Origin of the sequence: Sphingomonas sp. IC081 (assembly GCF_006874585.1) — a bacterium.
In the GTDB taxonomy this organism is placed as follows: Bacteria; Pseudomonadota; Alphaproteobacteria; order Sphingomonadales; family Sphingomonadaceae; genus Novosphingobium.
This window is the reverse complement of record NZ_CP029765.1, coordinates 92,001-112,864: the sequence shown is the minus strand read 5'-3', so window position 1 is coordinate 112,864 and position 20,864 is coordinate 92,001. Positions and strand designations below refer to the sequence as shown.

22 protein-coding genes are annotated in these 20,864 nt (G+C 62.6%); 20 read left to right on the top strand and 2 right to left on the bottom strand.

The features are described from left to right. Window positions 1–114 precede the first annotated feature (114 nt). On the bottom strand, window positions 115–627 hold the full coding sequence (locus tag DM450_RS24885) for a hypothetical protein (protein ID WP_159832315.1): 513 nt from the start codon (window positions 625–627) through the stop codon (window positions 115–117). 104 nt (window positions 628–731) lie between these two features. Further along, window positions 732–998, bottom strand: a complete 267-nt coding sequence (locus DM450_RS24880; protein ID WP_142640061.1) for a hypothetical protein — start codon at window positions 996–998, stop codon at window positions 732–734. Window positions 999–1,682: 684 nt separating this feature from the next. Between DM450_RS24880 and DM450_RS24875 the strand changes: the two genes are divergently transcribed. The 20 genes from DM450_RS24875 to DM450_RS24780 are packed head-to-tail and all read left to right on the top strand — an operon-like array spanning window position 1,683 to window position 20,859. After that, the gene (locus DM450_RS24875) at window positions 1,683–2,003 is read left to right on the top strand and encodes a hypothetical protein (RefSeq protein WP_008831576.1); all 321 of its coding nucleotides are present in this window, start codon (window positions 1,683–1,685) and stop codon (window positions 2,001–2,003) included. Between the two features lie 55 nt (window positions 2,004–2,058). Beyond that, window positions 2,059–2,349, top strand: coding sequence for a type IV conjugative transfer system protein TraL (traL, locus tag DM450_RS24870; RefSeq protein WP_142640059.1), 291 nt, complete (start codon window positions 2,059–2,061; stop codon window positions 2,347–2,349). A gap of 1 nt (window position 2,350) precedes the next feature. Beyond that, complete coding sequence (locus tag DM450_RS24865; RefSeq protein WP_142640057.1) at window positions 2,351–2,923, top strand: type IV conjugative transfer system protein TraE; 573 nt, start codon at window positions 2,351–2,353, stop codon at window positions 2,921–2,923. Beyond that, the gene (locus DM450_RS24860) at window positions 2,920–3,732 is read left to right on the top strand and encodes a type-F conjugative transfer system secretin TraK (RefSeq protein WP_142640055.1); all 813 of its coding nucleotides are present in this window, start codon (window positions 2,920–2,922) and stop codon (window positions 3,730–3,732) included. The genes DM450_RS24865 and DM450_RS24860 overlap by 4 nt, the downstream gene beginning before the upstream one ends. A gap of 3 nt (window positions 3,733–3,735) precedes the next feature. Next, window positions 3,736–5,061 carry a TraB/VirB10 family protein gene (locus DM450_RS24855; protein WP_142640053.1) on the top strand — a complete coding sequence of 442 codons (1,326 nt, stop codon included), beginning with the start codon at window positions 3,736–3,738 and terminating at the stop codon, window positions 5,059–5,061. Further along, window positions 5,048–5,968, top strand: coding sequence for a DsbC family protein (locus DM450_RS24850; RefSeq protein ID WP_142640050.1), 921 nt, complete (start codon window positions 5,048–5,050; stop codon window positions 5,966–5,968). Before DM450_RS24855 ends, DM450_RS24850 begins: the two co-directional genes overlap by 14 nt. Then, entirely contained in the window at window positions 5,968–6,948 is a 981-nt protein-coding gene (locus DM450_RS24845) for a TraV family lipoprotein (RefSeq protein WP_159832316.1), read from the top strand. Before DM450_RS24850 ends, DM450_RS24845 begins: the two co-directional genes overlap by 1 nt. A gap of 2 nt (window positions 6,949–6,950) precedes the next feature. Beyond that, window positions 6,951–9,518, top strand: a complete 2,568-nt coding sequence (traC, locus tag DM450_RS24840; protein WP_374705221.1) for a type IV secretion system protein TraC — start codon at window positions 6,951–6,953, stop codon at window positions 9,516–9,518. A gap of 5 nt (window positions 9,519–9,523) precedes the next feature. Then, window positions 9,524–9,889 carry a hypothetical protein gene (locus DM450_RS24835; protein ID WP_142640045.1) on the top strand — a complete coding sequence of 122 codons (366 nt, stop codon included), beginning with the start codon at window positions 9,524–9,526 and terminating at the stop codon, window positions 9,887–9,889. After that, entirely contained in the window at window positions 9,886–10,581 is a 696-nt protein-coding gene (locus DM450_RS24830; protein ID WP_374705219.1) for a type-F conjugative transfer system protein TrbI, read from the top strand. The genes DM450_RS24835 and DM450_RS24830 overlap by 4 nt, the downstream gene beginning before the upstream one ends. After that, the gene (locus DM450_RS24825) at window positions 10,562–11,113 is read left to right on the top strand and encodes a S26 family signal peptidase (RefSeq protein WP_142640043.1); all 552 of its coding nucleotides are present in this window, start codon (window positions 10,562–10,564) and stop codon (window positions 11,111–11,113) included. Before DM450_RS24830 ends, DM450_RS24825 begins: the two co-directional genes overlap by 20 nt. After that, on the top strand, window positions 11,110–11,748 hold the full coding sequence (traW, locus tag DM450_RS24820; protein WP_142640041.1) for a type-F conjugative transfer system protein TraW: 639 nt from the start codon (window positions 11,110–11,112) through the stop codon (window positions 11,746–11,748). The genes DM450_RS24825 and traW overlap by 4 nt, the downstream gene beginning before the upstream one ends. Beyond that, window positions 11,748–12,026, top strand: a complete 279-nt coding sequence (locus DM450_RS24815) for a hypothetical protein (RefSeq protein WP_142640039.1) — start codon at window positions 11,748–11,750, stop codon at window positions 12,024–12,026. Before traW ends, DM450_RS24815 begins: the two co-directional genes overlap by 1 nt. Continuing rightward, window positions 12,023–13,039: a conjugal transfer pilus assembly protein TraU gene (traU, locus tag DM450_RS24810; protein WP_142640037.1), complete on the top strand. Its 1,017-nt coding sequence runs from the start codon at window positions 12,023–12,025 to the stop codon at window positions 13,037–13,039. Before DM450_RS24815 ends, traU begins: the two co-directional genes overlap by 4 nt. A 12-nt stretch (window positions 13,040–13,051) precedes the next feature. After that, window positions 13,052–13,801, top strand: coding sequence for a type-F conjugative transfer system pilin assembly protein TrbC (trbC, locus tag DM450_RS24805; RefSeq protein ID WP_306439321.1), 750 nt, complete (start codon window positions 13,052–13,054; stop codon window positions 13,799–13,801). A 1-nt stretch (window position 13,802) separates the two neighbouring features. Next, on the top strand, window positions 13,803–15,674 hold the full coding sequence (locus DM450_RS24800; protein ID WP_142640035.1) for a conjugal transfer protein TraN: 1,872 nt from the start codon (window positions 13,803–13,805) through the stop codon (window positions 15,672–15,674). Then, complete coding sequence (locus DM450_RS24795) at window positions 15,652–16,062, top strand: hypothetical protein (protein WP_142640033.1); 411 nt, start codon at window positions 15,652–15,654, stop codon at window positions 16,060–16,062. The genes DM450_RS24800 and DM450_RS24795 overlap by 23 nt, the downstream gene beginning before the upstream one ends. Then, the gene (locus DM450_RS24790; RefSeq protein WP_236549634.1) at window positions 16,049–16,924 is read left to right on the top strand and encodes a conjugal transfer protein TraF; all 876 of its coding nucleotides are present in this window, start codon (window positions 16,049–16,051) and stop codon (window positions 16,922–16,924) included. The genes DM450_RS24795 and DM450_RS24790 overlap by 14 nt, the downstream gene beginning before the upstream one ends. After that, window positions 16,924–18,414 (top strand): conjugal transfer protein TraH, encoded by a 1,491-nt coding sequence (locus DM450_RS24785; protein WP_409529381.1) that lies wholly within the window; start codon window positions 16,924–16,926, stop codon window positions 18,412–18,414. Before DM450_RS24790 ends, DM450_RS24785 begins: the two co-directional genes overlap by 1 nt. Before the next feature lie 15 nt (window positions 18,415–18,429). Next, on the top strand, window positions 18,430–20,859 hold the full coding sequence (locus DM450_RS24780) for a conjugal transfer protein TraG N-terminal domain-containing protein (protein ID WP_142640031.1): 2,430 nt from the start codon (window positions 18,430–18,432) through the stop codon (window positions 20,857–20,859). Window positions 20,860–20,864 lie beyond the last annotated feature (5 nt).

The following is a 20,864-nucleotide window of genomic DNA, read 5'->3' as shown; positions in this document are numbered from 1 at the left end:
GATGATGGCCTGGGTCCGCCTTGGGCCGCCTAATGGCGCCCCAACGGTCAGGATTCGTGCTTTGGCACGGAAAACCCTCCAGCCTGTTGATTCTGTGTGTCCGGCTGCGCTTAGCTAGAACGTTGCCCGATCTCTGAGACGGACTTCCTTGCGATCCGCGAAGTCCGCGTAGGCAGTCTCGATTTCAGCCATAACGAGATCGATGATCCATTCGCCATGCGAGGCGCGGACATCGTCCCATTCCAAACCGCCAAGCCGGTCAACCACCTGCTTCATCTGGTCGTGGAAGCGATTGATGATGCCAGCGTAGAGTTTGATCTGAGATTCAACACCCTCGCTGGCCCCACCTGCCCCGCTATAAAGGTCACTGACAAGAGCGGCTTCGAGCGGTGAGAGATCCAGTGCAGCTGCTACTGCGCGGAACTCATGCATATACAACGGTCGACGCTTGCTGGGTTCCGGGTGGAACACGTTATGGGTTCGGGTCTTTGAAAGACCAATTTTAACTGCCAGATCGCGGTATTGTAGGCCGTCCTGCTTCATTCGGCATAAGACATAGTCAACGAAACCAAATGATTGGACCGGGCTCTCAGTAAGCTGGTCCGTTTCAAATGTTGGTGCCCCCATCGCCAATCCTCCGGTAATGCCTTCTAAGCGATACCGAAAGGAATGGCCGTTGCAAACCCCTCGCAAGTGCGAAGAAGCAATATCGCAGAAATAACTATAATCCGTCAGTTAATTGATTTTACTCCGGGCGCGCCAGGCTTGAGTAATTTGCGATATTCTGCGGCTTCGTCCGATGTAAGTCCAATCTTAAGAAGAACTTCCGTCCGGTTTGCCTCGACCATGAAATCAAACATGATTACCGAGAGGGCGTCCGCAAATTCGATTGAACTTCCAATGGCCTCCTCAATGGCCTTGGATGACGTGGATATTTTGTCAGAGCTTGATTCGAGGATTTCAACTTCGAGAGGAATTTCTCCTTTACTGGGTATCATCTGAAGATGCTTAATTATGTGCTGGGGCTTGCGCCTCGTAGTCACTGAATTAGCAAGTTTTGCGCGATCATTTATCATGTCGCCAAATGATGAATGCTTGAGAGAACTGTTAGAGTGCAGGCGTATGCACTCCGTGGTTAGACGGAAGTAGTATTCCGACACATCCATTCGATATGTGTTCTGTTCATTTGACATAATTACTTACCGATCCCCGCTCGAATCAGCCATCCAGCTGCTCCCCAACCTTGTACGATAGGATAGATTGCAAAATTTCCAACGATCCATGTGGGTTATGAAGATTATGCTCAACAGTGAAGCACTTATGCGAGCGTGATAGCCCTGAAATGTAGGTTGTCCCCCATTTGGGACAGCAGTCCCGCTGGTAGGACCGTGGTCCCTGCAACAGGACAGCGGTCCCGTTGGTAGGACGGCGGTCCCGGATACGGGACAGCGGTCCCGCTTGTAGGACAGGGGTCCCGGATGCAGGACGGCGGTCCCGCGCGTGGGACAGCGGTCCCGTGAATGGGACCAAAGGGCCGATTCGGGGCGACATTTCCAGCTCGTCGGAAAAGAACGTCCAGTCCCCAAGCATGTTCCTGCTTTTCCGGCTTGTCGGTGTGGTGAGGTGTTCGCCAGCCTTCCTTTGGGCGCGCTGAAATGCGCTCGATTGAAGGAGACTCATATATGAAGACCCTGCTCAACCGCGGCGTGAGCCGTGAAGCCACCGCAGCTGCAGTCATCGGCCTTGCCGCAGCTGCCGTTGCTTTCGCCGGCCCGGCATTCGCCGGCGCCGACACCACCTTCGACACCGCGCTGACGCAGTTCACCGGCTTCCTCGAAGGTTCGGGCGGCAAGATCATCACGGTGCTCTCGCTCGCGGGTGGTATCGTCGGTCTCGCCTCGGGCCGTTTCAGTCTCGGCCAGGTCGCGATCCCGGTCGGCGTCGGCGTCGGCGCCGGCACCGGCATCCCGATCGTCACCTCGACCGTCACCGCCACGATCTGACCCGACTGCCGGCGAAGTAGCAGCTTCGCCGGCACCTTTTGGAAGGTGGCGTGGCATGGCAGCCGACAAGTATGTGATCCCCTTTCATCTCGACGATCCCGAGTTGATCGGCTTCTGGACGCTTGATGAGTTCCTCGCGATGGTCCTCCCCTTCATCTGGGGAATCCTGTCCCAACACATCGTCTTCGGGATTGGCTTTGCCTTCCTGGGGTGGTGGGCTTTGCGGAAAGCCAAGGCAGGCCGGGCAACATCGTGGTTGATCCATCTTGCCTACTGGCATTTGCCAGGCGGGTTTCCGTCGCTGCGGGCCACGCCGCCTTCCTACCTCCGACTGATGGTGGGCTGACATGGAATTTTCGTATCAGCACGCGCAGAGCCAACGCATCCTGCGCCAGCGCAACATGCTGGGGGTCACGGCCCTCGTACTGGCAGGCGTCGTCGCCTTGCTTCTCCTCTTCTCAGTCACGCGCAGCCGCGAGATCGTGCTCCAGCCCGTCCTGCGTTCGCCGCTGACGCTGTCGAGCGCGGGCGTCTCGCGCGAGTATCTCGAGCTGATGACACGCGACACCGCGATCCTGACGCTCGATCGCTCGCCCGGCAGCCTCGACTACTGGATGAAGTCGGTGCTCGAGATCGTATCGCCGCGCGCGCAGGGCAAGATCAAGGCGGACCTCCTCGAGATCGTCAACGAGCAGCGCGGCTCGAGCATCTCGCAATATTTCCAGATCCAGTCGATGGAGATCGACACCCAGAACCTGCGGTCCACCGTCACCGGCAAACTGAACACGGTGGTCGGCCAGAAGGTGGTCTCCAGCGACATTCGCACCTTCCAGTTCACCTGGGAATATTCGGGGCTCTCGCTGAAGCTGATCGGCTTCGGGATGGTCCAGCCAGAAAAGAAGAAAGGCGGGCTGTCATGACACCCACCCAATACCTGATCGGCTCGGCCATCGCCGGCGCCGCGCTGTGCTCGCGCATGTGCATTGTGAGCCGCATGACGGGCGCGCTGCTCATTGCCGCTTCGGCAATGGGCATTTCGGCGCCTGCTCTGGCGCTGGGCGACCAGACGCTGATGGCCTCGGACGGCAGCCAGGTCGAATGCAGCGCCTCGGCGCGCGACCTGACCCGGATCAGCCTTGTCGAAGACGAGTTTGCGTCGGTCTCGAAGATCAACACGGGCAACCCGGCAGATGATTTCAGCGTGGTCAACGAGCCAGTTCGCGGCGACATCTACCTGTCGGTGCCCGATGGTTTCGCGCGCCCTGCCCTGTCGTTCTTCGCGACCTCCAAGCGCGGCTACGTCTACAAGTTCATCTGCAGGATCGCAGGCGATCAGGCAGTGCAGGTGTTCATCTCGAACCCGGCGATCGCCAAGGCCGATGCCGCCGAGGCCGGGCCGCGAGGCGTGCAGCAAGCCAGCTCGCAGGATCGCGCGATCGAGCTGGTCCAGGCGATGTACGGCGGTCAGATCGTCGATGGGTACGAGATGCGCCAGCGCTCGCTTCGCCCGGTCTACGTGGGCGACCTCAAGGTCCAGATGATCGCGGAATATCGCGGCTCGGAAATGACCGGCCGGGTTCTGCGCATCGAGAACAAGGGGACGCAGGAAGCGACCCTGACAGAGGCCAGCGTTGCGCCGGCCTCCTCGCTTGCGGTTTCGATCGCCGAGCCCCGCCTCGCGCCCGGCAAGGTCACGACCGCCTACCTCGTCTCTCGCACCGGGAACTGAGCCATGGACTTGAAGGGTATCTTTTCGCGCTCGCGCAAATCCCTCGACGGCCCCGAGGGCGGTGAGGGCGTATCGCCGGTAGCCAATGAGCTGGACGGCAACACCGAAACCCGCCGCAGGCAGCGCATGCTTCTGAGCGGCGTGGCGGTGGTCGGTGTGGTGGCCGCCAGCATGTGGATCTTCTCGGACAACGGGAAGGTCGCAGGGCAGTCGGATGACAAGATCGAGGACGTCCAGGTCTCGACCAAGGATCTGATCAACCGCAATCTCTCTGAGCAGGAGTGGATGGCGCAGTCGGAAAACCGTTTCCAGAGCCAGGAGAACCAGCTCAAGTCGGTGGGCGGCACCAACGCCAAGGTCGCGCAGCTGTCCGAGCAGATCGAGGCGCTGCGCGCGCAGAACCAGTCGATGACCGCTGATGGCCAGCGCGTCGTCAGTGCCTACCAGACCGAGAATGAGCAGCTGCGCCGCCAGATCAATGAGCGGGCTACGCCAGTTGCGCCAGCACCGGGCCCTGCCGCCCTCTATGGCCCGGGCTCCCCGACCTATCAGCGTCCTGGCGCTGGTGGCGACGCTGGACCGGACGTGCCCCCCGTTCGGTCCAGCGAAGTCAAAATGGTCTCCTTCACCGGGGGCGAGACAGGCAACGCCAAGAAGGTCGAGAAGGGCAACACGGTCTATACCGACAGCCCGAACTACCTTCCGCCCAATAGCTTCGCGACCGCCAAGGTCATCGTAGGGGTCGATGCGGCAGCTGGCGTGCAGAGCCAGACCGATCCCCTGCCCGTCGTGCTGCGTGTCACCGGCCCCGCGCGATCGGTCCTTCAGAACGGCAAGCTGCTGACCACCAAGATTCAGGGTTGCCTCATCAACGGCGCCGCGCGCGGTGAGCTGTCGAGCGAGAAGGTCTACGTCAAGCTGCAGAAGATGACCTGCCCGCAGCCCGGTGGCCGCTATGCGGTGTCCGAGGTCAAGGGCTTCATCGCCTTTGGCGGCAAGACGGGCGTTCGCGGCCGCGTCGTGAGCCGCGAGGGCAGCCTCGTCAGCCAAGCATTTATCGCCGGTCTCGTCGGCGGCTTCGGTCGCGGCTTCGCCGCCAATTCCAACAATGCGCTCAACCAGCCCAACGTCATCGTCGATGGCAAGCGGCAGGATCTGTCGATGGGCGACATTGCCAAAGGCGGACTTGGCGAGGGCGTTTCGCAGACCGGCGACATGGTCAGCAAGTACCTGATCGAGCGCGCCGAGCAGTATCAGCCCGTCATCGAAATGCCCACCGGCGTCGATGTCGAAATCGTCTTCCTGGAGGGTGTCTATGTCCGCAACTGAACATCTTGATGGCAGCGCCGAGAGCGCCGTTCCTGACGTGGAGACGGAGCTGAAGCGACCGCTCATGCGTAACGCCTTCCTCTATTTCACCTGCGCGCTGGCCTTTGCCGGTGGCGGGATCGCGACGCTGGCCTATGCGCGCGATTTCATGGCGCCGCCGAGCAAGACCGTCGCCGAGCTGCTGAAAGCGCGCCTGCCCAAGACCAAGGTCACGAGCGTCAATTGCGACAAGGTCGATGGCCTGTGCGAAGTGACTGCCGGCAGCAACCTGTTCTACATTGATCGCACCGCACGCTATCTGGTGATCGGCCGCGTCTACGACATGGAGACGCGCCAGGATCTGACCGCGACGCGGCTCCTCGAGATGAACCCGGACATGCTGCTGGGCGGTTCGGCCAAGGCCAACGCGGCGGGCGCTGACGACAGCGAGCCGGCGCTGGCGGCACGGCCTGCCGCTGCAGCCAAGGCTGCGGCGGCGCCGATCCAGAAGCTGCCGCTGGGTGAGCTGCCCAAGGAAGGGGCGATCGTCTGGGGCAATTCCTCGGGCAAGACCGTTACCGTGTTCAGCGATTTTCGCTGCAGCTACTGCCGCGCGCTGAGCAACACGCTTGCCTCGATGAACGTGCGCGTGGTCGAGCGGCCGATCTCGGTGCTGGGAAGCCGCGACATCGCCGACAAGGTCTACTGCGCCAAGGACAAGGCCAAGGCGCTTCACGCGGCATACTCCGGCCAGGACATCAAGGGCACCGGCCCCTGCAACACGGCGGGTCTCGATGCCAACGAGGCGTTTGCCCGTAAGCACGGCCTGGGCGGTACACCCGTCATCGTGCGCGATGATGGCAGCGTGCTCGAGGGCTATAGGCCCAAGGAGTTTCTCGAGAACTGGCTCAAGGGAGGCCAGTCGTGATGCGGGGGCGTCTTGCCCTTGCGGGCCTCTTGCTGGGTAGCGCAAGCCTCTCGGGCTGCATGTCGCTGAGTGGCAACGTGAAGGGCGATTTCGCCTGCCGCGCGCCTGACGGGATCTGCGCGCCGAGCGGCAACATCGACGATCGGGCGCTGGCCATGATCTCGGGCGATGAAGGCGATCACATGATCGCGCCTGCCGGACCCTATGTGGAACCGCCAAGCGAAGGGCGAGGCTACCAGAAGGCCAGCTCTCCGGTTCGCACGCGCGAACGGGTGCTGCGCATCGTCTTCCCCGCGCAGATCGACGCCTCCGGGCGGCTTCACGAGCAGACGGCGGTTCACGCCGTCGTCGAGCGCGGCGAATGGTCCGAGGCGCTTGCCGGCAATGCGGTGGCCGGTACGGCCGAGGAAGTCGCCGCGGCCGCTGGTCGCGACACGCTTCTGGCCGCTGTCGAGCGCGCCGAGCCGCCGATGATCGAGACGCTCGCAGTCGATCCCGATCTTCCCACCCCCGAGGCCGTCGCCATGGCGCGCGCGCAGGGCAATGGCGGGGAAGTCCAGTCGAGCGATCCGGTCGGCGACATCAAGGATCAGGTCGCCCGCAATCTTACCGCGCCGCGTCGCACGCGCGCGGCGTCCTCCACTCCCAAGCCCCAGCGTCAGGTTGCGCCTAAGCCCCAGGCCAAACCTGTCGCGCAGGCGCCGGCCTCCCAACCGGCGCCTGCCACCCCCCTCACATCCGCGTCTCCTGCTCCGGTCGGCAATGACGGGGTCGCCAGTAGCGTGGCGCAGACGGGACCGATGATCTCGGTGCCACAGCATGCGAGCGCGAAAGGCAAGGCTGCGATTGCGGCCGTTGAAGCTGATCCGGCCATTCGCGGTGCGCTTGGGCGAGCGGAGCCCGAAGCCAGGGCCGCAGCGAAGGAAGCCAGTCCCCTGCCGGTGATGCGGGCCGGGTCGTTTCCGGGGGTGCAGCCATGAATATGTTCAGCAAGATCATGGGCGCAATCCTGGGCGACAATTCGAAGCCAGAGGCAGGGCGCCCTGACACCACGGTCCCTCGCCTCGTCCATTGGCTGCCCTACCGCAGCTACGATCCCAAGACGCACCTGTTCTACAATAGCGCGTCGCGGGGTTTCGTCCTCGAGGCGACGCCGATGATGGGCGCGAACGAGCGCACCTCGGAGATCATGACGCAGTTTCTCTCCGAAGGCGTGCCAACGCCGGGAATGCTGCAGTTCCATGGCTGGATGAGCCCGCGCGTGGGTGAGCGCCTGTCGCAGTGGTATCTGCCGCGCTTCATGGCCGGCAGCGTCTACGAGCGCATGGCCAAGCATCGCACCGAGTACCTGCTCGATGGGGTCTGGAACTCGCTGTCCTCGGCCGCGCCTTTCCATCTGCGCAATCATCGCCTCGCGATTTCCTATGCCACCCCGGAAACGAGCCGGGTGACGAACGAGGAAATCGTCTCGGTCCTCGAAAGCCTGACCTCCTCGCTGGAATCCATCGGCATCCATGCGCGCCCGATGGACCCGCAGGCGCTGATCGCGTGGATCGACGACATCACGTCTCCGACGACCGCGCCCGGTGACGACAACATCATCTACAACCCGTTCGATCCGATCGCGGACCAGGCGGTGCGGCACGATCTGGAAATGAAGATCGAGCCCGACCGTATCCTCCTGCGCACCGAGCGGTTCCGCCCGACGGGCAAGATGGTCGACGAGGCACCGGAGATCGGCGAGATCTATCCCGACGTCTTCGACGTGCGCTCGTTCTCGGTGCGTAACCTGCCGCAGCGCTGGGCGCCGTGGGACATGGCAAAGCTGATCGGCGATATGTTCGCTGACAAGCTGCGCATGCCCTGCCCGGTTTCGACGAACCTGTGCCTCGATTTCCCCGATGCGGAAAGCGAGAGCCTGCGGGCCTCGCGCAAGTTCATGCGCACCACCAGCCTTGCCGATTCCAAGTCGGCGCGGATGCTGCCGCAGCTGAAAGACCAGTCGCGCGAGTGGGAGTTCGTCAAGGATGAGCTTCGGCAGGGCCGCAAGCTGATCCAGGCGTTCTACTCGGTGACGTCCTTCTCGCCCAAGGGCAAGGGCGATGCCAACGAGCGCGTCCTGAAGTCCGTGTACCGCGCCGCGGGATGGGATCTGCTCGACGATCGCTACCTGCAGATCCAGGGGCTGCTCGCGGCGATGCCGATGACGATGGCCAACGGCCTGTCGTTCGACCTGAAAAACATGAAGCGCTTCCGCTCGGTCCTGACGACGACGGCGTCCAGCCTCGCGCCGATCCAGGGCGAGTATCTCGGCGCCAATGTGCCGCACATGATGCTGATCGGGCGTCGCGGCCAGCCCTTCTTCTGGTCGCCGTTCGAGAACAATTCGGGCAACCACAATGTCGCGGTGTTTGGCAAGTCCGGTTCGGGCAAGTCCGTCGCGCTGCAGGAACTGTGCTCCGCCTTGTGCGGTGCCGGGGCCAAGGTGGTGGTGATCGACGATGGCCGCTCCTTCGAGCACTCGGCCAAGCTGCAGGGCGGCGCTTTCGTCGAGTTCACCATGTCCTCGGGCTTCTGCATCAACCCCTTCTCGATGATCGACATGGAAATGGCCGAGCGGGATGAGGACTACCTCATGGACTGCTTCGCGATGCTCAAGTCCATCGTCAACCAGATGGCGCGTCACGTCGACAAGCTCAACGATACCGAGCGCGGCCTGATCGACGGCGCGGTCAACGAGGTCTGGAGCGCCAAGGGCCGCCAGGGCTCCATCGACGATGTGATCGCGGCGCTGACGGAAACCGGCAATCCGCTCGGCGTGGATCTCGGCATCGCCATGCGTCCCTTCTCATCGTCGGGCACTTACGGCCGCTTCTTCCAGGGCGAGGTTTCCTTCCAGTTGAAGGCGAACCTGACTGTCTTCGAGCTGTCGGACCTGTCCTCGCGCGAGGAACTGCGCTCGGTGGTTCTGACCGCGATCATGTTCATGGCATCGCAGATGATGCGCCGCGTGGACCGCTCGATCCCTAAGGCGCTGCTGCTCGATGAAGCCTGGCAGATGCTGAAAGGCGGGTCGATGGCCGACTTCATTGAAGCCTATGCCCGTACCTGCCGCAAATACGGGGCCTCGCTGGTGACGGCGACACAGAGCCTCAACGACTATTACAAGTCCGACGGATCGCGCGCGGCGCTGGAGAACAGCGACTGGTCGGTCATCCTCGCCCAGAAGGAGGAGACCATCAACGACTTCAAACGGCTCGGCCGCTTCGACATGGATGACCATACCGATGCGCTGGTGCGGTCGCTGAAGCGCAGCGGCATCGAGTATTCGGATGTCTTCATCAAGGGGCCGGACATGCAGGCGACCGGAAGGCTCGTCCTCGATGCCTACTCGGCCACCGTCTTCTCCTCCTCGCCCAAGACCTTCGCCGCGATCCACGATCTGCTCGGCCAGGGCCTGTCGATGGATGAGGCGATCGAGCGGGTCGCCTTCCCCAACAATCCTGAAAAGTGGGGCGGTGACGACGCTGTCCCGATCGCAGCGGAGTAAGCGTGATGGCGAGCATCGGGGTGCAGCGTAAGGCCCGTCAGGATCGACAGGACGGGCAGGACCGGGGGACCGACCCGAGGTTCCTCCTCTACGTCCTGCTCCACACCATCGGCTTTCTCGCCGTCACCCTGCTGATGACCTGGGGGGCGTTCGTTCTCTTCTTCGTCGCGATCGGCGGCTTCAGCCTCGATGGGATGATGCACCAGCTCGCCAACCTCACGAGCCGCTACGTCGCGGCCGAGGCTTCGCGCACTGCCGATTTCAAGGTTCTCGTCGCCGTGCTGCACCTCGTTGTGGCCGGTGTGATCATCTTCTTTCGCCGGCACGCCATCGTGCCGCGCGACACTTTGAGCCTGGAGCAAGGCGCATGAGCGAACCGACCTGGAATAGTGAAGCTGGCCCCGAGAGCGAGGCTCTTGCCGCCACCGCACCGACATCCGCACCTGCGCCAGTTATCGCCGCTCCCGCAGCGCCGGCAATGGCCGCCGCGCAGCCGCGCAAGACGGTGTTTGCCGGCTATACCGCGAGCCAGCTGATCCTTGGTGTCGCGGTGGTCGCGATGCTGATCTGGGGCATGTGGGTGACGCGCACGATCATCACCCCGCCGCAGAAGATCGTAAAGGCCAATCTCTCGAGCATCGTCGGCGACTATGTGCAGGCACAGGCGCGCAGCGCCAGCCCTCCCCAGGAGGTCGAGGCCGAGATGCGCAAGTTCATGACGTCGCTCGATGGGGAGCTGCAGCGCCGCAGCGCTTCGGGACAGGTGATCCTTGTCGGCGAGGCGGTGCTCTCGAAGGGCGTCGAGGACATCACTCCTGACGTGATGAAGGCGGTCTATGCCTCGGGCGTGAAGCGGCCGACGCCCGCCTCTGCAGAACAGTTGATGCAGAGCGGCAGCGAAGGTCCGATCCCGCAGGTGCCGATCAATCCGCCCGCGCCTCAGGCTGCTGCTGGAGCAAGCCCATTCGGGCCGATGCCGGACCCCGCTTCGGCCGCCGCAGCGGCGGCGCCGATGGCTGATGCCTCGAGCTTTGGAGGGCCTTATGGCGCAGGCGGTCAGTGAGCCCTTCCCGGTCGAGACAAAGTCCCGCCGCTGGCGGCCCAACATGCGGCTATGGGGTCCGATCGGTCTCCTGATCGTAGGCAGCGCCGCCTATTCCGCGATCTGCGAGTGGCGTGACAGTCACGGTCTTCTCATCAACACTTCGCAATCGCTGCCCAATTGGGCTTTCGTGATCCACAAGACCGCCAGGCCGGAGCGCGGCCAGTACGTTTTCTTCGTGCCGCCCGCTCATCCACTGGTCGTGCGCCACTTCGGCGCGAAGAAGCAGCTGTTCGGCAAGATCGTCTACGGCATGCCGGGAGACATCGTCAGCCATCGCGGCGCCGCGGTGCTGGTGAACGGCAAGGTCGTGGCGCGCATGAAGCCCCGCACCCGCTTTGGTGAGCCGCTTGCTGCCGGACCTGTGGGTGTGATCCCGCCGCAGTGCTACTTCGTTGGCACGCCGCACAAGGACGGCTTCGACAGCCGCTATGCCGCAATCGGCTATGCGTGCGCGAAGAAGATCGTCGGTGTCGGGGAGGCGATCCTGTGAAGCGCCTCCTCGAAAACAGCGCCCTTGTCATCCTGTGCTCGCTGACCTTGTCGTCTGCAGGGCAGGCCAGCGATCACGGCGTTGTCGGCCAGACTTTCCCGGTCATCGAAACGGATCTTCTCTCGGTGATCGAGCAGCGCCTTACCAGGTTGCAGGCATCGGGCGGGATTGACCGGATGAATGCCGAGTTCGCCCGCCGCGCCGAGGCCAAGGTTCGTCGGCCGACGCCGGTTGCCGGGATCACGCCGGCAACGCAGGCGCGGGTCTGGGCCTTCGATCCGACGATCGTCATCGAGAAGGACGTAAAGGATCAGAAGGGCAACTACGTCGCTCGCGCCGGCCAGACGGTGAATCCTCTGGACTTCGTGGCGATGCATCAGGCCCTCGTCTTCGTCGATGGTGACGACAAGGCGCAGATGGAATGGGCGACCAGCCAGTATTCCGACCTCAAGGCCAAGATCATCCTCGTGTCCGGCTCGCCGATCGAGGAGATGACCGCCCGCAAACGGCGGTTCTATTTCGATCAGGAAGGCCGCCTGACCGGCAAGTTCGGGGTGCGCCATACACCCGCTGTCGCCGAGCAGGACGGCAAGATCATCAAGGTTTCCGAAATCAAGCTGAAGGGGGCGAGCTGATGCCGCTGTGGCTCGACATGCTGAAGACGCCAATGGCCGCGCCAGAAACTCCTCGGCTCAAGGCCATGCGCCGTACCTTTCAGGTGCTGTGCATCCTGTGCGCGCTGGGTGTCACGTTCATTTCGCCGCTGACAACCCTGCTGGGCAGGCTCGCGCCTGTGGGCATTGCAGCGCTGCTGGTTTCAACGGCCGTCTACACCGCGCTGTACGTTGCACGAAAGAACCGGGCCGATCAGGCATGGCTCGATGCCGCGACCTCGCAGGAGCCGGTGTCGTGAAGGCGCTGCGCTGCCTTGTCGCGATCTTCGCGCTCCTCTTCGCCTCTGCGCTGGTCGCACCTTCCGCGCAGGCGCAGTCACGCTGCACCGGCAAGTTCGTGAATCCGATCACTGACGTCTGTTGGTCCTGCCTCTTCCCGCTGTCGATCGGGGGCCTCAGCATCTGGCCAAGCACTCGTCCGGACACCAATAACCCGAGCCTGCCAATCTGCGCCTGTGGCAGCCCGATCCCGCGCATCGGGATCGCCGCGGGTTTCTGGGAGCCGGTTCGCCTTGCGGACGTCTCGGTGAAGCCCTGGTGCTTCGTGAACCTTGGCGGAATGAAGATCGCCCCGGGCTTCGACATTGGCCAGGGCCAGTTCACGGGGCCCTCGCAGGTCGGTGGTCAGGCGCAGAACACGTCCAAGTGGCACGTCCACTGGTACGTCTATCCCCTGCTCTACTGGATGGAGATCCTGACGGACTTCCTCTGCTTCGAGCAGGCGTCCTTCGACATCGCCTACATGACCGAGGTCGATCCGCTCTGGCAGGACGATACGCTGACCACGATCATCAATCCCGAGGTCGTGATCTTCGCCAATCCGATCGCCAAGGCGGCCTGCGCCGGCGACTGTATCGCGGCCACTGCGCGCCTCCCCCTCGATGTGACGTTCTGGTGCGCCGGGTGCCAAGGCTCGATGTACCCGATGAATGGCAACATCTCCTCGTCGATCGGCCATGTTCAGGCTTCCCGCCTCGCCCTTTCGCGCTTCGCCTTCAAGATGCACCGGCAGGGTCTCGCGTGGGGCACCATGGGCAGCAAGGGCCTGTGCGACAAGTATCTGATGCCGGTGCTCAAGAAGCAGCAATACCGGATTCAGATGACCAACCCGATTCCGACGGTCAGCGGCAAGATGGGCTGCTCGCCGATCGGGGCCTCGACGCTCCCGCCGCAGACCGGCCGTGCCTACCCCGTCCAGGGCGAGGACATGGGCTACCTCGTCTGGAGAAAACGCAACTGTTGTGTGCTTTAGGAGACATATCCGATGCGACGCAGAACCATGGTCCTGGGCGCGATTGCGAGCCTCACCGCCATCGGCGGCATCCAGGCCATCGCTCAGAACATCGACGGCCTCGACCTTGATGCGGTGCGCAAACGTGCGGCCGCGATGCAGGAGGATGCCCAGACCTTTGCCGATCACGTCAAGGGTCGCGGCGATGCCTTCCGGGAAGAAGCGCTTGCCGTCCAGCAGCAGGGCACCGACAGCCTGACCGATCTGGCCAAGGCGGATCTGCCGATGAACGGCGATGGCCCGTTCGACTTCGACGAAATCATCCAGGGCGCTTCGCAGAACGTGGCGGGGACCAAGGGTGATGCGCCGCAGTTCATCGTCTTTGCCAGCCTCTCGATGCCGCCCAAGGCGCTGCGCCAGTTGATCGCGGATACGTCGAAGGCCGGAGGCATCATCGTCTTCCGCGGCTTCCCGAACAATTCCCTGAAAGCGTTCACCTCCGGGCTCGCCAAGGTGGTCACCGAGAAGGACCAGCTTTCCAATGTCGGGATCGATCCGCGCCTCTTCCGCGCCTTTGATGTAACGGCGGTCCCAACGTATGTCGCGGTGTCCTCCGAGTTCGATCTGTGTGCCGGCCTCAACTGCAAGACGGTGGTACCCCCGCACGATCGCATGACCGGCAACGTCTCGGTCAATTACGTGCTCGAGTCCTTCGTAGACGGTCATGGTCCTGGCGCTGGTGTGGCTTCTGTGGCGCTGCGCAACATGGGCAAGGCCAGCTGAGATGCGGCGGCTCGCCCTTTCCCTGATCCTCCCGATCGCTTTCGCCGGCGCCGGGGCGGTGCTCGCCCAGAGCACGGTTCAGGAGGCGAAGGAGGACGGCAAGAGCTTTGCGACGGACATGCGCGCCAATGACGCATTGGTGCCCAGCGAAACCATGCGTGACCAGGTGCCGGGCTATCAGGGGACCGATTTACCCCAAAGCGGCTACTTCGACGATCCTGACAAGCTGGTGGCCGATGCCGGCGCGCAGGCCAGCAGCAACGAGGCATTCGTGGTCTCGACCGATCGCAACAACACGCGGCCGCAGTTCGACGCCCAGGAGATCCTCGACACGACACGGCGCGCGACGGAGATCGAGGCGAACCCGGACACCTACCTGCAGGGTGAGCAGTTGGGCGGCCAGGCCGGCAGCTGCACGCCCCTGCCCCCCGGTGGCGGCAATGTCAGCTATTACGAGGCGACGTGCAACTACGGGTCCAAACTCGACGAGGTGCCGCGCACTTGCACGTCGACGCTCAACGTTTCAGTCGAGAACCGCACGCTGTGGTACTACCATATGTCCACGATTGGCCCCTACGTCGACCCCGACAGCATGGCCGATGAGATCGCTGCGGGAACCTGCAAGGCGGTCGGGACGGCATCGTACTGCGGCACGATGGCCGAGTATGGGTCGACCGCGGCGGGTAGCTGCAACAAGGATTTTGGCAACCAGCTGCTTCAGGTGATGGAGTGCTCGGTGCAGGCCAGCGTTAAGGGCAACACTATCTTCTCCGGAACATATCCGGTGATTTCGCGCACAACCGGGCAGCATTGGTTCAGGGTCGATAACGCGGCGCCCGTCATTTCGACAAACAAGGTCAACGGCTGCACGGCGCTCGAGAACAATGCGCAATGCGTGGCGCAAAGCGCTGAGGTCTGCACCGACAGCGACCCGCAAACCCGCATCATCAACGGCGTGCCGGTAACGCAGCCCTGCTGGGCGTGGCAGACGAATTATACCTGCAACGAGATCACGCAGGGCAACGACTGCGGCGAGCTCGATGACAAGCCCGAATGCAGCTACGTCCGCGACGAGTGCATCGATGACGAGGACGATCCCGATTACACCCCTGGCGCCTGCAAGGTCAGCCAGAAGGTGTATCGCTGCCCGGTCCCGACGACGCCGGGGAACGATCCCAAGCAATATGTCTGCGGCAACGAGGTCTACTGCATCAACGGAGATTGCGAGACGATCGAGCGCGAGGCTTCGACCGAGTTCAAGGATGCGCTGGTTGCGCTGCATGCGCTGGGCCAGGCCGGGGAGGAGTTCGACGAAGAGAACTTCACCGTCTTCTCCGGGACACGCGAAACCTGCCACAAGCCGGTTTTCGGTCTGGTCAATTGCTGCGCCGGCAAGACCTCGGGCTTACTGACCGCTGGCGCCGGTGCTGCTGCCATTGCCGGTGGCCCGACCGCGATCGCCGCGCTCGCAACCCCGTTCCTCACCATGTTCCTGTGCTCGAGCGAGGAGAAGATGCTCGACATCAAGGATCGCATGGGTTTCTGCCACAAGGTCGGCACTTATTGCTCCTCGAGCGTCCTCGGGATCTGCAAGACCAAGCGCACGGCCTATTGCTGCTTTGAAAGCAAGCTCTCGCGCATCCTTCAGGAGCAGGGCCGCCCCCAGCTGAACAAGCCATGGGGCAAGCCCAAGAAGGAGCAGTGCGAGGGTTTCACCATCGACGAGTTTTCGCGCCTCGATCTGTCCGTCATGGACTTTACCGAGGTTTATTCCGAGTTCGTGGACGCCGCCAAGCTGCCAGACGAAGTCAGCACGCTCAGCGAAATCCAGGACAAGATCCAGGACTACTATGACATCCACACCAGCCAATGACGCCGGCGGCGCTGGCACCTGCGTGCCATGCCTGATCGATATGAGCGTGCTCGACCTTGCGATCTTCATGCGGGTCCACCGCGTCAGCAAGGCAGCGGTTGCCGGCGAGGTTTCCGCCACGCTCGGCCACTGGTTCGATTGCCACTTCGATGCCTTCGAGATCGAGCAGCGGTTCCGCGCAATGATCGAGAAGGGCTGGCTCGTTCGCCGGACGGGCGGTGTTCGTCCGACGCTCGACGGGCGACGGCACGGCCGCACGCACCTGCGCGGTCTGGTTCGGATGATGGATCAGGGCACGAGCATGCTCGACGTGGCCCGAATGATGTCCGTCCTGGGCATCGCGATGCAGGAACTCGATGGGGAGCACTCAGTCGATGATGACCAATGAGCGTAACGCACTGGAGATCCGCCCAAGTGGCAGCGCTGACAGGTGGCCCGGGCGCATTGCCCGCCTTGGTGCGATACTGTTGGCTGTGGCCCCCGCCCTGCCCCTGCCGGTGCTCGCCGCCCCGCAGGATACAGGGCTCGAGGCAAGCGAGGACAACGATGACTTCTACTGCCGCGAGCGCAAGCTGGGGCAATGGTTCTATTGTGAAAAGCCCAAGCCGAAACCGAGCGAACAGAAGACGGCCGAACCGGCGCAGTCCGCCAGCGAGCGGATCGCTGCGATCGCAAAGCAACTGGACGAGCTGAAGGCGCGCGCCATCCTCGAGCCGAGCGAGGAGAACGTCATCGCCTATGTGCGCTTCCAGCGCGAACAGCTTGATCGCGCCTCGACGTTTTCCGACACCTGGCAGCGCGCCCTGTGGCAGAACCCGGACATCGACTACACGCTGCAGCGGCCTGTCTCGACGGTCGCCAAGCGGGCGTGGACAGATAACCGCACCGCCGATCGCGGCCAGGTGCTCGCGCACCTCGGCCAGCGCTATGGCATGTTCTACTTCTTCGCGCAGAGCTGCGGCGCCTGCGAAATCTTCGCGCCGATCCTGCGTTCGGTTGCGGACTCTCATGGCCTGGCTGTGATGGCCGTCTCGATGGATGGCGGCCCGAGCAAGGACTTCCCGAATTACGTGGTCGATTCCGGTCAACGCGCACGAATGGGCGTGCCGGGTAACGCGACGCCGGCGCTTGTCCTCTTCGATACGGCCACCAAAAAGACCGTCCCGATCGGCTTCGGCATCCTCTCGGCCGACGAGATCATGGACCGGATCTTCATGCTCACCAACACCAAGGTCGGGAGTGACTACTAATGGACGAGCTTCCCCCCTCCCCTCGCGCCAAGCGCCTGGCCTCCCCCCGCTTCCGCGCCTTTCGTCGGCGGCTCGCCGCCGCTGCCCTGAGCCTCGGGGCCGCCAGCATGGTGCCGATCGGCATCGCGCGCGCGGACGTCGCCAGTTCGATGAACTCGTTCTTCAACGATGCCGGCGGCGCTGCCAACGTGACCGGCCCGACCGCCTATCAGGGCCAGTCGGCGGGCTACTACTCGCTCGGCAACGCATGGACCCGTTTCCCGCAAAAGAGCGTGTCGCCGTTCAACCTCCAGCTGCCGAGCGCCCGCGCTGGTTGCGGCGGCATCGATCTGTTCACCGGCTCGTTCTCGTTCATCAACGCCTCCGAAATGGTGGCGATGCTGAAAGCGACCGCCAACAATGCCCTCGGGTTCGCATTCAAGCTGGCGATCGACAGCGTCTCGCCCGAGATCGGCAAGATCATGGGCGAGTTCCAGCAGGCCGCCCAGCAGATGAACCAGATGAACATCTCGTCGTGCGAGGCGGCGCAGGGCCTCGTCGGTGCGGTCTGGCCCAAGATGCAGGGCGCGCGCTCAACCATTTGCACCGCCGTGGGCAACAGCCAGGGCGTGTTTTCGGATTGGGCGCGTTCGCGCCAGGGCTGCGGTGCCGACGGCCAGATCGACGACGTGCTCTCGGGTAACAACGACCCGAACATGAACGAGCATATCCCGGGCGAGCCGCGCAACTACACCTGGGAGGCCCTGAAGCGGTCCCAGAAGTTCGGTGCCTTCGACGCCGAGTTTTCCGAATACCTGATGACCGTCGTCGGCACGATCATCGTCAACAAGGCCGAGGGCAGCAATCCCGCCTCGATCCAGTATATCGGCCCCGCCGAGGATGCGGTGGTCACGGCGCTCCTCGATGGCACGCAGACCGGCAACACGGCCAAAATCCTGACGTGTACGGACGATGACAAGTGCCTGCAGGTGTCGGAGCAGAACCTCTCGGTTCCGACGAATGTCGCCCTGCGTCCTCGCATCAAGGCCATGATCACCTCGATGCGCGACAAGATCCGCACCGATGCTGCGTTGTCGTCGGCCGAGCAGCAGCTTTTGTCTCTGACCACCGTACCGCTTTATAAGCTGCTCGCGGTCGAGGCGATGGCCCACGGCAGTTTCACCGACAGTGAGTCCGACGCTCTCGCGGAGATCGTGGCCGTCAATCTCCTGAGTTCGATGATCGAGAACATGCTTGACCGGGTTACGCTGTCGCAGGTCCATTTTCAGCCAGCGGATCAGGCAACCGCCGAGACCTGGCGCAAGCAACTCGGCGAGGCGCGGTCGAAGTATGCCGAACGCGATCTGAAGGTGAAAAACACGCTGAACATCTCGATTGCGCTCATCAACAAATCGATCGCGCTGGAATCGACGCTGCAGAATGCCATGTCGCCGGGGATGGCGGCCGCGCTGAATTTCTCGCGTGGTCTCAACGTTCACGGGCTCAACTAAGCGGGAGGTAGGGCCATGGTCGAGGTTTTCACGATCGGCGGCGGGGAATACATCGTCAACACCTTCAACGCCGTTGCGGCCTGGACGGGCGGTGGCGGCTATGGATCGCTGATCAAGGTGGTGATGGTCATCGGCCTGATCCACGCCCTTCTCTCAGTGGCTTTCACGCTCAATTTCCGGGTGTGGCTCAACTGGTTCCTCGGTTCGACCCTGATCTATTCCTGCCTGATGGTCCCGACCGTCGACGTGAAGGTCACGGATAGGATCAACCCTTCCCTCGCGCCGGCGACGGTCGCCAATGTCCCTCTCGGGCTGGGCGTGATCGCCAGCTTCTCGAGCCAGGTGGGCGACTGGCTTACCCGGACGGCGGAGACGGTGTTCGTGATGCCGAGCCAGCTCAATTATTCCAACAACGGCATGATTTACGGTTCGCGGCTGTTCGATGCGACCCGCAATTTCCAGATCCGCGATGCCGAGTTCGCGACCAACCTGCAGAACCACTACAAGAACTGCGTGTTCGGCGACGTGCTGTTGAACTTCAAATCGCTGACGGATCTTGCGAGCAGCACCGACCTTTGGGCGTCGATCGGGCCCGGCTCGCCTGCGCGATCGCAGGTCTGGCTTCAGAAAGAGGCTGGCGGGTCCGTCAGCAGCACCATCATCACCTGTCAGGCGGCCTATCAGGCGCTGACAGGGCAATGGAACACCATCATCGATGCTTCGACGCCGCTTTGGGGGCGTCAGACCTACACAAACCTCAGCGAGACGGCCGCGGCCGCGAAGCTACGGCAAGACGTTCCCATCGTGAACCAGACCTTCACCGGATCGTCGAGCGATTACACATCTGCGATGCGGCAGACCTCGGCGATCAACGCCTTCATGCAGGCTCGCGATGCCATGGGAGGAAGTGCCGGCAGCGCGTCGATGGATGCCTTTGCTGCGACGCGCGCCGACATCCAGGCGCGCAACACCTACAACTCGATCGCCATGCAGGCGATGTCGTGGGTGCCGATCCTCAATATCGTGCTGACCGTCGTCTTCTACGCGATGTTCCCGGTGATCTTCCCGCTGTTCTTGATGCCCCAGACCGGGGTCCAGGCGCTCAAGGGGTATGTGACAGGGTTCTTCTATCTCGCCGCCTGGGGACCGCTCTACGTCATCCTCCACATGATCTGCATGACGCGCGGAGAAAGCGCATCCAATGCCGTGGCTGAAGGCGGGATCACGCTTTCGAGCTATGCTGGAATCGGGGCCGTGAACGCCGAGACGGCGACGATCGCCGGCTTCATGCTCATGAGCGTGCCGTTCATTGCGGCGGGTCTGGCGCGCGGTGCAATGAGCATTTCCGGGCAGGCGACCTCGATCCTGGCGCCGGCGCAGAACGCGGCCGAGGCGGCGGCCGTCGAGCAGACCACCGGCAATTATTCCTACGGGAATACCAGCTTTGCGAACCTCACGTCGAATATGCGGCAAAGCAACCAGTGGTCCGATGCACCGACGTTTTCGACGGGGGCGTCCGCCTTCACCGTCAGAAATGATAACGGCTCCACCGATACGCACACGGCGGACGGGTCAATCGTCACGGATGTAAGCGGCGGCATGTCAAAGTTGGCATTCTCTTCGACGCTCAACAGTTCTCGTGTGGCTGAGATGCGTCAGCAACTCAGTGCAGTGCAGCGGGAAATGCATAGCGATGAGGTTAGTGCGGGCCATGTTGTTACTGCAGCGCATACCAATAGGTCTGGCACAAATACTTCAGTCGAAAACGCGCATGGATATGAAAATGCAAGTGGCACCCAATCGGGTGACAATCATGAAAAGTTCGATCGAACTACTCATGGTGCGCACGACGGAATCGAAACCCGTTCAGGCGTCTCTGACACTCTTAAAGTTGATAATGGTGTGTACCGAGGGTCTGGACAAATTGATTCGATAAAAGGTGGCGTGAACGCAACCCTTGGCGGCGGTGGCGGCAAGGGCAAAGGCGCTGCGGCAGGCGGAGGCCAAGGTGCCGGCGCAGGCAAAAAGGGTATCATTGACAAGATTGCGGGTTCGCTGCCTGGCGTCAGCGGAGAAGCCTCTTGGGTTGCTAATCAGAGTTGGGATCTGAAGCACGGTACAGGCCGAGCGCTCGTTAGCGAAGACGGATCTAGTGCCACAGACGGCATACGAAACGATCGAAACAACGGTGAAAACTACGCTGTAACAAGCGGCTCGTACAGCCGCGGCGGTCAGTTTGCACGTTCAGCAAGTTCAAACTCACGCTTTGTAGGAAGCGAAGATTCCCTCACCGACGCGTATTCGCATGAGACTAGCCTCTCTTATTCACGACGCTCGGTTTCGGGCCCGCTCTGGGCATTTGCTGCGGCTGGCTGTATTGCGCGGACGACCGGCATCGCTGGCGTTTGTTTCACCGCATTCGGATTGATGGGCTTTTCGGGTTGAAGGGC

What these genes read in the sequence shown, in the direction of transcription:
- DM450_RS24885 (WP_159832315.1), bottom strand. Translation starts at nt 627, where the DNA reads ATGGGGGCACCAACATTTGAAACGGACCAGCTTACTGAGAGCCCGGTC.
- DM450_RS24880 (WP_142640061.1), bottom strand. Translation starts at nt 998, where the DNA reads ATGATACCCAGTAAAGGAGAAATTCCTCTCGAAGTTGAAATCCTCGAA.
- DM450_RS24875 (WP_008831576.1), top strand. Translation starts at nt 1,683, where the DNA reads ATGAAGACCCTGCTCAACCGCGGCGTGAGCCGTGAAGCCACCGCAGCT.
- traL (WP_142640059.1), top strand. Translation starts at nt 2,059, where the DNA reads ATGGCAGCCGACAAGTATGTGATCCCCTTTCATCTCGACGATCCCGAG.
- DM450_RS24865 (WP_142640057.1), top strand. Translation starts at nt 2,351, where the DNA reads ATGGAATTTTCGTATCAGCACGCGCAGAGCCAACGCATCCTGCGCCAG.
- DM450_RS24860 (WP_142640055.1), top strand. Translation starts at nt 2,920, where the DNA reads ATGACACCCACCCAATACCTGATCGGCTCGGCCATCGCCGGCGCCGCG.
- DM450_RS24855 (WP_142640053.1), top strand. Translation starts at nt 3,736, where the DNA reads ATGGACTTGAAGGGTATCTTTTCGCGCTCGCGCAAATCCCTCGACGGC.
- DM450_RS24850 (WP_142640050.1), top strand. Translation starts at nt 5,048, where the DNA reads ATGTCCGCAACTGAACATCTTGATGGCAGCGCCGAGAGCGCCGTTCCT.
- DM450_RS24845 (WP_159832316.1), top strand. Translation starts at nt 5,968, where the DNA reads ATGCGGGGGCGTCTTGCCCTTGCGGGCCTCTTGCTGGGTAGCGCAAGC.
- traC (WP_374705221.1), top strand. Translation starts at nt 6,951, where the DNA reads ATGTTCAGCAAGATCATGGGCGCAATCCTGGGCGACAATTCGAAGCCA.
- DM450_RS24835 (WP_142640045.1), top strand. Translation starts at nt 9,524, where the DNA reads ATGGCGAGCATCGGGGTGCAGCGTAAGGCCCGTCAGGATCGACAGGAC.
- DM450_RS24830 (WP_374705219.1), top strand. Translation starts at nt 9,886, where the DNA reads ATGAGCGAACCGACCTGGAATAGTGAAGCTGGCCCCGAGAGCGAGGCT.
- DM450_RS24825 (WP_142640043.1), top strand. Translation starts at nt 10,562, where the DNA reads ATGGCGCAGGCGGTCAGTGAGCCCTTCCCGGTCGAGACAAAGTCCCGC.
- DM450_RS24815 (WP_142640039.1), top strand. Translation starts at nt 11,748, where the DNA reads ATGCCGCTGTGGCTCGACATGCTGAAGACGCCAATGGCCGCGCCAGAA.
- trbC (WP_306439321.1), top strand. Translation starts at nt 13,052, where the DNA reads ATGCGACGCAGAACCATGGTCCTGGGCGCGATTGCGAGCCTCACCGCC.
- DM450_RS24800 (WP_142640035.1), top strand. Translation starts at nt 13,803, where the DNA reads ATGCGGCGGCTCGCCCTTTCCCTGATCCTCCCGATCGCTTTCGCCGGC.
- DM450_RS24795 (WP_142640033.1), top strand. Translation starts at nt 15,652, where the DNA reads ATGACATCCACACCAGCCAATGACGCCGGCGGCGCTGGCACCTGCGTG.
- DM450_RS24790 (WP_236549634.1), top strand. Translation starts at nt 16,049, where the DNA reads ATGATGACCAATGAGCGTAACGCACTGGAGATCCGCCCAAGTGGCAGC.
- DM450_RS24785 (WP_409529381.1), top strand. Translation starts at nt 16,924, where the DNA reads ATGGACGAGCTTCCCCCCTCCCCTCGCGCCAAGCGCCTGGCCTCCCCC.
- DM450_RS24780 (WP_142640031.1), top strand. Translation starts at nt 18,430, where the DNA reads ATGGTCGAGGTTTTCACGATCGGCGGCGGGGAATACATCGTCAACACC.